At 45.9% G+C, this 12,291-nt stretch carries 10 protein-coding genes; all 10 read left to right on the forward strand.

Annotated features, from left to right (window positions below; genetic code table 11):
* The first annotated feature begins 221 nt into the window (after positions 1 to 221).
* The 10 genes from ABGV42_RS26450 to parE all read left to right on the forward strand — a co-directional run bounded on the left by ABGV42_RS26450 (position 222) and on the right by parE (position 12,290).
* The gene (locus ABGV42_RS26450; protein WP_347384378.1) at positions 222 to 1,871 is read left to right on the forward strand and encodes an AraC family transcriptional regulator; all 1,650 of its coding nucleotides are present in this window, start codon (positions 222 to 224) and stop codon (positions 1,869 to 1,871) included.
* 131 nt (positions 1,872 to 2,002) lie between these two features.
* Positions 2,003 to 2,992 (forward strand): ABC transporter substrate-binding protein, encoded by a 990-nt coding sequence (locus ABGV42_RS26455; protein ID WP_347384379.1) that lies wholly within the window; start codon positions 2,003 to 2,005, stop codon positions 2,990 to 2,992.
* A gap of 62 nt (positions 2,993 to 3,054) precedes the next feature.
* Positions 3,055 to 4,077 carry an NAD(P)/FAD-dependent oxidoreductase gene (locus ABGV42_RS26460; RefSeq protein ID WP_347384380.1) on the forward strand — a complete coding sequence of 341 codons (1,023 nt, stop codon included), beginning with the start codon at positions 3,055 to 3,057 and terminating at the stop codon, positions 4,075 to 4,077.
* Positions 4,078 to 4,328: 251 nt separating this feature from the next.
* Positions 4,329 to 5,516 (forward strand): formate-dependent phosphoribosylglycinamide formyltransferase, encoded by a 1,188-nt coding sequence (gene purT / locus ABGV42_RS26465; RefSeq protein WP_347384381.1) that lies wholly within the window; start codon positions 4,329 to 4,331, stop codon positions 5,514 to 5,516.
* The gene (locus ABGV42_RS26470) at positions 5,506 to 5,964 is read left to right on the forward strand and encodes a GNAT family N-acetyltransferase (protein WP_347384382.1); all 459 of its coding nucleotides are present in this window, start codon (positions 5,506 to 5,508) and stop codon (positions 5,962 to 5,964) included. The genes purT and ABGV42_RS26470 overlap by 11 nt, the downstream gene beginning before the upstream one ends.
* A gap of 455 nt (positions 5,965 to 6,419) precedes the next feature.
* On the forward strand, positions 6,420 to 7,184 hold the full coding sequence (locus ABGV42_RS26475) for a CAP domain-containing protein (RefSeq protein WP_347384383.1): 765 nt from the start codon (positions 6,420 to 6,422) through the stop codon (positions 7,182 to 7,184).
* Between the two features lie 236 nt (positions 7,185 to 7,420).
* Positions 7,421 to 8,287 (forward strand): GDSL-type esterase/lipase family protein, encoded by an 867-nt coding sequence (locus tag ABGV42_RS26480; protein ID WP_347384384.1) that lies wholly within the window; start codon positions 7,421 to 7,423, stop codon positions 8,285 to 8,287.
* Positions 8,287 to 9,252: an ABC transporter ATP-binding protein gene (locus tag ABGV42_RS26485; protein ID WP_347384385.1), complete on the forward strand. Its 966-nt coding sequence runs from the start codon at positions 8,287 to 8,289 to the stop codon at positions 9,250 to 9,252. The genes ABGV42_RS26480 and ABGV42_RS26485 overlap by 1 nt, the downstream gene beginning before the upstream one ends.
* Positions 9,245 to 10,234 (forward strand): ABC transporter permease, encoded by a 990-nt coding sequence (locus ABGV42_RS26490; RefSeq protein ID WP_347384386.1) that lies wholly within the window; start codon positions 9,245 to 9,247, stop codon positions 10,232 to 10,234. The genes ABGV42_RS26485 and ABGV42_RS26490 overlap by 8 nt, the downstream gene beginning before the upstream one ends.
* Before the next feature lie 76 nt (positions 10,235 to 10,310).
* On the forward strand, positions 10,311 to 12,290 hold the full coding sequence (parE, locus tag ABGV42_RS26495) for a DNA topoisomerase IV subunit B (RefSeq protein WP_347384387.1): 1,980 nt from the start codon (positions 10,311 to 10,313) through the stop codon (positions 12,288 to 12,290).
* Position 12,291: the final 1 nt, after the last annotated feature.

Genomic DNA, 12,291 nt, shown 5'->3' on the forward strand with positions numbered 1-12,291 from the left:
ATAACCCTGGTTTTTCCTTCAAGATAAGCAAATTGTTTTATTGGAGGCAGGGAATAGGAATGCCCGGAGTGTCTTTTTTTATTCAAAAGGTGCTGTGCGGGCCGTTTTTTGCGAAGGGGCGCGTGTATAGCTGTTCCTACTGGCACTTAGTTCATTCACGGAATTGTGCTATATTTTAAGGATTACCAGAAGAACGAATCGGGACGGCTGGAGGGAGAACGATGCAGGAAGCACATAGCGAAATGCAATTAAAACGTTTTGACAAGCTGGATCATCTTCACTTTAAGCTCATACATGTGGATCAACCTGGCGCAAGCGATTATGTAAGGAATTGGTGTTTGAGAAAACACTTCCTGGACACATATATGTTATTGTTTATGGCTAGTGGTCAGGGCTGGTTAACAGTAGATGGCAACTTTATTGAATTACGTGCAGGAGCGTGGTACATCGGACACCCTGGGCAGTTGGTTGAGGCAAATGTTCATTCACTGGATGAAAGAGGGGTGTATCATATGAACTTCGAAGTGATGCATTTGGCGGAACAAGATGATCCTGCAGTTCTCGATATTATGAAGCAACTTCTGGGGGATCCCTGTGACGCTGAGGTCATATGTGCTTCGTCGGTTGCGGTTGGTGAGCTCTGTCAGATGATCTATCAGCAAGCGCGGAGTAAGAATGGTTTACAAAGGTACTATGGTCAAATTCGTTTTCAGGAATTACTGTATACAATGTTCAACGATGTGGTACGTGCAGAAGAGCGTTTTTCCACTTCTCCCGTAGAACATGTAAAGGACTACATCGAACAAAATTATATGAACAAAATAACGATTGAGGAGCTGGCGACCATTGCACGAATGAGCTCTCGTCACTTCATGCGTTTATTCAAAAAAAGATATGGTTGCAGTGCGATGGACTATTTGACCTTTTTCCGAATCAAGCAAGCCCAGATTTTAATGAGAAACGATCATAATTATCGACTCAAGGATGTTGCATCATACGTGGGCTATCAGGATGAAATGTACTTCCGGCGTAAATTCAAGCAAATCTCGGGTATTCCCCCAGCAGCATTTATACAGGGCAGCAAGCAAAAAATAGCAGCTGTTCATTCCTTGAGCATAGGAACTCTCCTTGCCTTGCAGATTATTCCTTGTGCCGCAAAGGCGCGTCATCCATGGACTGAGTATTACAGACGCAAATATGAAACGAACAAAGTCATGCCGCTGGCTGAGGTGGAAGCCATATGGCTGGAGCAGCTTCGCATGGTGGATCCGGATTATATCATCACCGTTGAGGGAGAAATGTCGGACACGCTGGCTCATCAGCTTCGTTCCCTTGCACCAGTATGCATCATTCCGCAGGATGAGGGGGATTGGCGGGATCACCTGAAATATGTTGCCCGTTTTTTGGACAGATCAGATGTTGCGGAGGCGTGGCTGCAAAGATATGATGAGAAGTCAGCGATGGTCAGAACACAGCTTGCAGACAGCGTTCGGGAAGAACGGCTGCTTGTACTGAGAGTACATGGCGAAGTGCTGCAGGTGCTGGGGCCGAGGAGCATAGCTTCTGTATTTTATGTGGACTTGCAAATGAACGGTCCTGAAGGGATAGAGGCATACTGGAAGCTGGGAACAGTGAAAGTTACAGAACTGTCGAAGCTCTCAATAGATAGAATGCTGTTGATCGTGGAGGAGGATGAAAAGTCTAAGCAAACGTGGAACGCTCTTCAAAACTCTGAAGGTTGGAATGATACGACAGCAGTCCAAAATGGATGCATTGATATACTCATGCCGGGCGTTCTGCTGGATTACACTGCGTTTACCCATGAACTGATGCTGGATGAAATATTAAAGCTCTGGCAAGATCGTCCATAGCAAAAAGTCCGAATCGTCAATATCATGCAGGAACGTAATTTAATATACTACTCCTATATCTAAATGATAATGATAATTATTATTAATTGCTCATTATCATATCTCATTGACATATAGGGGGTACATACGAAGTGAAGTTCAAAGGGTTTACAATGGTGTGTGCAATTTTGATTTTACTCATGATTTCTGCATGTAGTCCGACCAGTCAGAAGGTGTCTTCAAGTGAAGCGCAAGCAACAGGAGCGCCCCATTCATCAGCAGCAGAAGCTGACAAGGTAAAAGTGGTCCACACTGAAATGGGCGATATTACCATACCGGAATCACCACAACGGGTAATCGCTCTGTCGGTTGTATACCCGGAGTTTTTATATGCACTCGGTATCGTACCTGTGGCTGTACAGAACTATCATTCCGAATTTCCCGCATATCTGCAAGACCCTTTCTCCAATACGTTGAAGATGGGCATCGCAAGAACACCTGACTTTGAAGCGATTCTTGATGCAGGCCCTGACTTAATTATTGCTCCTGTCTGGTGGTCGAAAAAGGACTATGATCAGCTCTCGCAGATTGCTCCAACCGTGCTGCTGCCAGAGCATAATGACTGGCGAGATGAACTGCGTGGTATAGCAGCGATTCTGGGGAAAGAAGAGCAGGCCGAACAGGTGATACAAACCCTGGAGCAGCATGAGAAACAAGGCGCCGAAACGCTGCACAACCTGATTGGTGACGAGACTGTGCTGTACATCAGAGTGATGGAGAAGGAAATTATTTTACATGGCGAGAACATTGATCGGGGAAGATTCGTCCATAAACAGCTGGGTTTGCAACCACTCCCTAATTTTCCTGAATCCGAAACTGCAATGTCCGTATCCTTGGAAGTATTGCCCGAATACGATGCAGATCATCTGATCGTACAACTGGATGATGAGACGAACAAGGAAATAAAAAGCAAGTTTGACGAGATGTTAACCACCTCACTGTGGAAAAATCTGAATGCGGTCAAGAATGATCATGTCTATATGGTTGGTGGAAAGGAATGGTTCAATCTGGGAATGTCTCCGCTTGCCGACAGTTATGTGATTGATGATATCGTTGCTGCTTTTAAGGAGAAGAACAAATAAGGTAGACCTTAATATTGCCAGAGTTGCTTTCGATTGATAAAACCAGAACGGATGTGTCCGAAATGCATAAAGAAGACATTTATGATGTGACAATCATTGGCGGCGGCCCTGCAGGCATGTATGCGGCCTTCTATGCGGGTATGCGCGAAATGAAAGTGAAATTGATTGAAGGCAAAGATCGGCTTGGCGGGTTTCTACATACCTATTCGGATAAAACGATATGGGATGTGGGCGGAGTGCCACCTATGAAATGCTCCAGGTTGATTGAGTGGCTCGTCCAGCAGGCGACCACTTTTGATCCAACCGTTGTGTTGAATCGTAGCGTAGACAGATTCACTCGCCTGGACAACGGACTATTCGCCTTGCATACTGACGAGGGCGAGTTGCATTATACACGCTCCATTATTATCGCAATAGGTCGAGGAATCGCTGAAGTTCAAAGGCTTGAAATGGAAGAAGCAAGTGAATATGAGCGGAGCAATCTCCATTATACGTTGCAAAGTCTGGGACGATTTACAGGTAAACATGTGTTGATCTCTGGCGGAGGCAATAGTGCTGTTGACTGGGCTATCGAACTCGCGGAAAAAGCTGAAACTGTAACAGTTGTTCACCGTCAATCGGAATTTCGCGCCATGGAACGAAATGTGAAATATATGAAAAACATAGCGGATGTGCGTACACCCTATCAAATTACGCGGTTACACGGGAATGGGGACCGCATACATCAGGTGGTTATAACTCACGTAGACACCGGGGAGAATGTTTTGCTCGAAGTGGATGAAATTGTGGTTAGTCATGGGTATACAAGCCACGTAAGTGGCCTTGCCCGCTGCGGTCTGGAGATGAGCGAAGGTATGATTGTAATGAGCCAGCTTGCAGAGACCAATGTACCCGGTATTTTTTCGGCAGGAGATTGTGCAACCCATGAGAGTAAAGTACGACTGATTGCCGGAGCTTTTAATGATGCGATTGTGGCGGTAAACAGTGCGAAACAATACTTGAATCCGAAGGCGCCTAAGATGGCCTATGTTTCTTCACATAATGACATTTTCCGAGAGAAAAATCGGCATATTACAGGTTGCTGAACTCTCGGGAAGAAGGTAGGATCAGGTTCATTGGTGATCTCAGATCAATATTACAATCATATCCTTGATTTGGGAGGAATGGAAAGAGTATCGAATCTGTGAACGGTAATTGTAAAAATTGATCGAAAAAACACAAAAAATCTTGTAAAATTCACAAGAAAAATAGGGAGCACTCTTGCAATCTTTAACCAAAACCCCGAAAATAGAGAGACAGATATAGAAGATTTCTCTTTGGGAGGATTGGAAAGAACATGTGGGGTGCTCCTTTTACGGCTCAAGCCAAAAAAATGCTACTGCTGGGTAGCGGAGAATTGGGAAAAGAGGTCGTTATTGAGGCCCATCGACTGGGAGTTGAAACGATCGCTGTAGATCGTTATGACAATGCTCCTGCCATGCAGGTAGCACACCGGTCTTACTGCATCGACATGTTAGATGCCGAAGCTCTGAAACAATTGATCCGTAAGGAGAAACCTCATTACATCGTACCTGAGATTGAGGCGATTGCGACAGAAGCCTTGTTGGAGCTTGAAGAAGAGGGATTTTGTGTTGTGCCGACGGCACGTGCTGCCCGTTTGACCATGGATCGCGAAGGCATCCGGCGTTTGGCGGCTGAACAATTGAAGCTTCCGACAGCATCCTATCTTTTCGCGAACAACTTGGACGAACTCCAAGAAGCCGTTCGTAAATTGGGTACACCTTGTGTGATCAAACCATTGATGAGTTCTTCCGGCAAAGGGCAGAGTGTATGCCGCACGCTGGATGACGTAGAGAATTGCTGGAATATTGCTCTATCTGGAGCACGCGGCAAATCGGTACGTGTCATCGTGGAGAGCTTTGTGAAATTTGACAGTGAAATAACGCTGCTCACCGTAAGATCCGTATCAGGAACTGTATTTTGTCCTCCGATTGGTCACATTCAAAAGGATGGGGATTATGTCGAATCATGGCAGCCGCATGCAATGACTCCGCAGCAATGGGAGCAAGCCTGTGATATTGCCAAGTCTGTGACCGATGAGCTGGGTGGTTATGGGCTGTTCGGCGTCGAACTATTCTTGACCTCAGACGGAGTCGTGTTCAGCGAGGTATCCCCTCGTCCGCATGATACAGGTATGGTTACCATGGTCACGCAAGACAGCTCCGAGTTTGCACTGCATGTGCGTGCAATACTTGGTTTCCCTGTGACAGATGTACATCTGCTTACACCTGGAGCTTCAGCTACGCTGAAAGCCAATCATGAAACATCCGACTTTACTATAGGCGGGATTGAAGAAGCACTGGCTCTTCCACGTACTCAGGTTCGTGTATTTGGGAAACCTGAGGCCAAAGTGGGACGCCGGATGGCTGTGGCACTTAGTGCTAGCCACGATGTGGAAGAAGCTCGTAAAACGGCGGTTCAAGCCGCAAATATGCTGAAAGTGGAGGTAAATCATGTCCAATAATGCCCAGGCCCCTGTACTGATGATCCGAGAGTGTGAACTGCGAGATGCTGAAGCGGTAACGGGACTGATGCGAGAGGTCAGCTACCCGACAACAGCCAATGTCATGAAAGAGCGCATTGAAGGTTTGGAGAATAATCCAAACGCGTGCATGCTTGTTGCCGAAGTGGATGAACAAATTATTGGTATGATCGGCTTGCAATGTGTGCAAAGTCATGCCTATCCGGAACCTGCCGCTCAAATTACGTCCTTGATTGTAGGGCAAGAGCACCGTGGAGGCGGCATTGGCCGTCGTCTGATGGCTCGTGCCGAGGACTGGGGCAGACAGCAAGGTGGGAAACAATTGTTTGTCACCGGTGCGAATCGTGAAGTTGCTTCATCAACGTATTCTTTCTATGAGCACATTGGTTTTCAAAAGAGAGGATATCGTTTCAGTAAAGTCCTTCTATAGAAAAGATTCTTCAAAACATAAGTACCTATCCTTCAACCCGATCGTTGATGTATAGGTAACTCGAGACATTCGGACAAGATGTATTGATTCCGGATGTCTTTTTTTTGGTTAAAAAAGGACGCACCTTTGAATACGTATTTCCTATATGATAGGCAGTAGGCAATCCAATTAAAAAATCAGGTAATGGCTTATTTCAACATATACAGGCTATAGAGCTTATTATGTATGCGTGCACGCATCCAACTTCTGCAGTATGCACAGATATATAATCATGTCTTAGCGCGTACGTGACCTCAATAGTTAAACCTTCCGAATACTTTTGAATCAACAATAATGATTACAAAAAAGTAACTTTTCCATAATTTATAGGTTCACATCACTCGTATGAATTGGTATACTGCTAGAGTGTTCATTACAAAGTTGTAACTAATTACTTTTCGAGGAGATGAATGAATTTGAAAAAGAACTTGTTGAAAACTGTCGTCGCTGGAAGTCTGACAGCTGTACTGGCCGTAGGAATTATGCTCCCTGCTTCTGCATCTGCAGCAGAGGTATCCACATATAAAGCTACATTTAAACTTACGGATGCAACCAGCCTGAAAACATGGCTTGAAAAGTGGATGAAGGATAACGGAATTACGGTATCGAATGGTCAGGTTGTTAAACAACCAGCAGCACAGCCCGAAACTGCGAAACCAGAAACAACTAAACCAGAAACAACTAAACCGGAAACAACAAAACCGTCTCAACCAACGCAAGAAGAGAAACCGGCTGCTACGCCAGCGGAAAAGCCTGAGAACAGCGGCAACACAGGTAACAATACAAGCAACAGTGGTAATGAGTCTGCACAATCCGATTTTGCAGCACAGGTTGTAAAACTTGTAAATGCTGAGCGTGCCAAAGCAGGTCTGAGCGCACTGGCTTCAGATGCACTGCTTGATAAAGTTGCTCTTGCCAAAGCAAAAGACATGAGCAATAACAACTATTTTGATCACCAATCACCAACTTATGGTTCTCCATTTGATATGATGAAACAATTTGGAGTAACTTACAGCTATGCTGGTGAGAACATCGCCAAAGGTCAAAAAACACCTCAGGAAGTGGTTACTGCGTGGATGAACAGTGAAGGACACCGTGCGAATATACTGAGCAAAAACTTCACCCAAATCGGTGTTGGATACTACAACGGGTACTGGGCTCAAGAATTTATCGGCAAATAAGTCATTTGAATGAACAATTTTCAGATTTAAATCGAAAAAAAGGTTATGTCAGCACAGCGAAATCTGTGTGAGGCATAGCCTTTTTTCATTTACAAATTTACAAAAAGAATTGAGCGGCAAAATTTGCAAATTAACGACAGAACATTTATGTTATTTAGAAAAAGCGTCATCTTAATGTAAAAACCATTTTAAATTCTAAGTACCCAACCAGGCGTACATGAGCGGAGATGTGAAGAATGAAAAGAAAAACCCTTGATTCAGCGCCATGGATCTGGAGAACGATCAGTACCGTGTCTGTATTGGCAACGCTTCTGCTATTATTCGGCTTTGGTTATGCCATAAAAGATGTCATCTTTCCAGAGGGAGATCCAGCATTAGGTACGAGGCAGTCTTCAAACACGCCAGCTGATGAAGCCAGCAAACCTGCAGCTCCAGTCGAGGACGGTAAGATTCGAATGGCTGTCATTGGTGATTCTCTGGCTAGAGGTACGGGGGATGATGAAGGACTAGGTTTTGTAAGGCGTGCAGGCAATCTTTTGAAGGAGCAGGGATATGATGTTCAGGTTCTTAACAATTTGGGAGTTAACGGCCTAAGAACGGAGGCATTACTAAGTAAACTGGATGAACAGGGTGTACGTTATGTACTTCAGCAATCCAACTTTATCTTGTTGTCCATTGGAGCTAACGATCTCTTTCAGGGTGGTCAGGTCTTGCAGGGGGAGGATCCGCCAACCGCCGAAACGCTGGCTGCAGCATTACCCGAAACGTCCAAGCGTCTCCAAGAGATTTTGAAGAAAGTAAAGGAGATTAATCCGGACGCACAGATTGCGTACATAGGCCTATACAACCCGTTTGGTGATGTGAAGGAACTGGAGGTACCCGGTAATGCGGTTGTAGCGGCGTGGAACGATGCTGCGCTCCAAATATTGAACCAAGAGGATAAGATGACGCTAGTACCAACCTTTGATTTGTTTGAAAATCATCTGGGTGAGTATCTCTCTTCCGATCACTTCCACCCCAATGGTGCAGGGTACGAGGAGATTGCGGTTCGGATCGCGCAGGAATATCAGGCTGAAACACCTGCAGAAGGGAGCACGAACTAATGGCAGAGCCACAGAGCGATTATGTACTGTCTGTGCAGCATCTTAAGAAGAAAATAGGACGCAAGTGGATTATCAAAGATGTGACTTTTGAAGTGAAGCCAGGAGAAATTTTTGGTTTTCTCGGTCCGAACGGAGCGGGTAAAACAACAACCATTCGGATGCTCGTTGACCTGATCAAACCGACGGAAGGCAAAATAAAAGTCTGTGGTTACGATGTGAATCGCGATCCTGAGCGTGCTTTGCAATATGTTGGTTCTATCGTGGAAAATCCCGAGGTATATACATACTTGACAGGTTGGGAGAACCTGGAGCACTTTGCCCGGATGCAGCCTGGTGTTGATCATGCCCGTATTCAGGAAGTGGTTGATATTGTTCGTCTGGATCAGCGAATTCATGATAAAGTGAGAACGTATTCGTTAGGTATGCGTCAACGGTTGGGTATTGCTCAAGCCTTGCTTGGACGCCCGCGTCTGCTGATTCTGGATGAGCCAACCAACGGACTGGATCCCAAAGGGATTAAGGAGCTTCGTGTCTTTATCAAACAACTTGCAAGCGAAGGTATGGCTGTATTTGTCAGCAGTCACCTGCTGAGCGAAATTCAGCTTTTGTGTGACAGGGTTGCCATTATCAGTGCAGGCCGTGTTCTTGCGGTTGGGGGCGTAAGCGAATTAATCGAGGATCACTCTAAATTCGCCATTTGGCATGTCTCACCTCTGGAGGAGGGCAAAAGAATGCTGCTTGATGCAGGTATTGCGCTAGTGGATCGCCCTGCTGAGGTGATGGATGATACCATTATTGCAGGACTTGGACCCAATGCGGTCGTTGCTGAAATGCACGAGGATCGTATAGCGGATCTTGTGAATCAGATGGTTCAGGCAGGAATTCAGGTTGAAGGTGTGCAGCGGGTTCAGCCAACATTGGAACAATTATTCTTAAAGATGACTGAAGGTGAATCCATTGAGTAAGATCATGCCGCTCATCCGAAATGAAACGATCAAGATGGTGAAGAAAAAACGCCTTTATATTATATTCATTGTACTTGCGGTTCTGGTTCCGATGTTTACGTATGCCCAGATGAAATCTGCGGAAAATAACCGTGACAAATTTGGAGGCGACTGGAGACTTGAACTTCAGCAGGCAATCACGGATAATCAAAATTCACTGGGTAGTGACCGGGTGCCTGAAGAATACAAAAAGTACCGGACGGTTTACATCCAGCAGATGCAGTATTATCTGGAAAATGACGTGAATCCGGAGGAGCCCAATGGTGTAACCTTTACGCGGGAATTCATGAATAATGCGGTTGGCTTGTTTATTCCGCTGCTTATTATGGCCATTGCCTCGGACTTGGTGTCCGGTGAACGCACAACAGGAACCATCAAGATGCTGCTAACTCGTCCGGTCAAACGCTGGAAGGTATTGTTCAGCAAATTGGTCACCCTTATTATGTTTGTGTCTATAATCGTCGTATCTGCGTATATTATCTGTTACGTTATATCAGGTGCAGTTTTCGGATATAAAGGTTTCGGCATGCCGATCTTTACCGGATTCAAGGTCGTGGGTACCGATGTGGATCTGTCTGCCGTACACGCCGTGGATCAATGGCTGTATCTTCTCATGCAGGCAGGATTGATTTGGTTTGTAAGCGTCATTGTGGCAATCCTGGCCTTTATGGTTTCCGTACTGGTGCGAAGCACTGCAGCAAGTATTGTTATAATGATGGCTGCGCTTATCGCAGGAACCATTCTCACGAATATGGCTGCCTCCTGGCAGTCGGCCAAATACCTGTTCATGGTTAATCTGGAACTTCCGGATTATTTGTCGGGTGGATTGCCGCCGATTGAAGGAATGAATTTGGGTTTTTCCCTTATTGTGCTTAGTGTTTGGGGCATTGCCTCACTCATTGTGTCATTCCTTGTCTTTACGAAACGGGATATCTTGAATTAAAATGGACAAGGATAAGAAAACATCTGTTTGCATTTTAGGCATTTTTTCAGTTGCAAGTTAAGAAGGGGGAGCATGAATGGTCGAGCAAATCGATATGTCGGCAGGTTCGACAGGCGGAGGACAGGGGTCTTCAGGCTACGACGCGGACGACATTCAAGTACTTGAAGGACTGGTAGCGGTTCGGAAACGGCCGGGGATGTATATCGGCAGCACCAGTACTTCAGGTCTTCATCATTTGGTATGGGAAATTGTGGACAACGCTGTCGACGAGCATCTCGCCAAATTCTGCTCCAAAATCGATATCACGCTGCATAAGGACGGTTCTATTACGGTTCAGGATAACGGAAGGGGAATTCCGACAGGTATACATAAAACAGGGATTCCTACTCCCCAGGTCGTGTTTACGATTTTGCACGCAGGCGGAAAGTTCGGTGGATCAGGATATAAGAAATCAGGCGGACTGCACGGCGTAGGTGCTTCGGTTACGAACGCTTTGTCGGAGTGGCTTGAAGTCGAAATCTTCCGTGATGGCAAGATTCATCGTCAACGTTTTGAATATTGGCAGGACAAAAAGGGCGTCGAACATGTCGGAGAGCCGGTAACAGGACTCGAAGTACTCGGGAATACCAACCGGACAGGGACTAAGGTAACGTTCAAACCCGATATTCGCGTCTTCCAAAATGGCATCCAATTGAATTATGATACACTGGCAGAACGACTTCAGGAGATTGCTTTTCTGAACTCGGGCCTGAAAATCGTTCTTAAAGATGAACGCTCAGGCAATCAGGATGAGTACATGTATGAAGGCGGAGCAAGCCAGTTTGTTGCTTATTTGAACGAAAATAAAGATGTGCTGCATGATGTCATTCACTTCTATGCGGAGAAGGACGACATTGAGGTGGAAGTGGCGATCCAGTATAACGCAGGGTATACCGAAACGCTGGCTTCTTTTGTTAACTCGATCCCGACCAGGGGCGGCGGTACACATGAGACCGGATTCAAGACGGCTTATACCCGTGTGATGAACGACTATGCAAGACGGACCAGCATGATTAAGGAAAAAGACAAAAACCTGGAGGGCAATGACCTGCGCGAAGGCATGATGGCTGTCATCAGCGTAAAAATGTCCGAAGTCGAATTCGTTGGACAAACGAAAGATCAACTCGGTAGCGCTTCCGCTCGAAGTGCGGTCGATTCGGTCGTTGCAGAGAACATGCAGCGGTTTTTGGAAGAAAACCCGCAGGTGGCTCAGACGTTGATTCGCAAAGCGGTTCAGGCCTCCAAAGCAAGAGAAGCTGCACGTAAGGCCCGTGACGAGATGCGTACAGGCAAAAAGCGCAGTGAAAGTTCCAACCTGAATGGCAAGCTGACTCCGGCACAATCCAAGGATTTTACCCGAAACGAGCTGTTTATTGTCGAAGGTGATTCCGCAGGAGGCTCTGCCAAACAGGGACGAGATTCGAAGATTCAAGCCATACTGCCTCTAAAGGGAAAACCGCTCAATCCGGAAAAAGCAAAGCTGGCGGATATTCTCAAAAACGAGGAATATCGTGCGATTACGGCTGCGATCGGAGCGGGTATTGGGACTGAATTTGCCGTTGAAGACAGCAATTATTCCAAAATCATAATTATGACCGATGCGGACACGGATGGTGCACATATTCAGGTGCTGCTGTTGACTTTCTTTTACCGTTATATGAAACCGCTGATTGATGAAGGTAAAGTATTTATTGCACAGCCGCCATTGTATAAGCTCACCCGCAAGTCCGGTAAAATGGCAAGTGTTCGCTATGCTTGGACGGATGACGAGCTGGCGAATTACATGAAAGAGTTTGGAAACAATGTCGAACTTCAGCGGTATAAAGGTCTGGGTGAGATGAATCCGGATCAACTGTGGGAGACGACGATGAATCCGGAGACACGGACGCTGCTCAAGGTGGAGATTGTGGATGCTGCCAAAGCCGAGCGCCGTGTGTCTACACTTATGGGTGATAAGGTCGATCCGCGTAAACGCTGGATTGTAGAGAATGTCGACTTTACAGAGTACGAAGAATAGA

This window comes from Paenibacillus pabuli (genome assembly GCF_039831995.1).
GTDB lineage: Bacteria > Bacillota > Bacilli > Paenibacillales > Paenibacillaceae > Paenibacillus > Paenibacillus pabuli_C.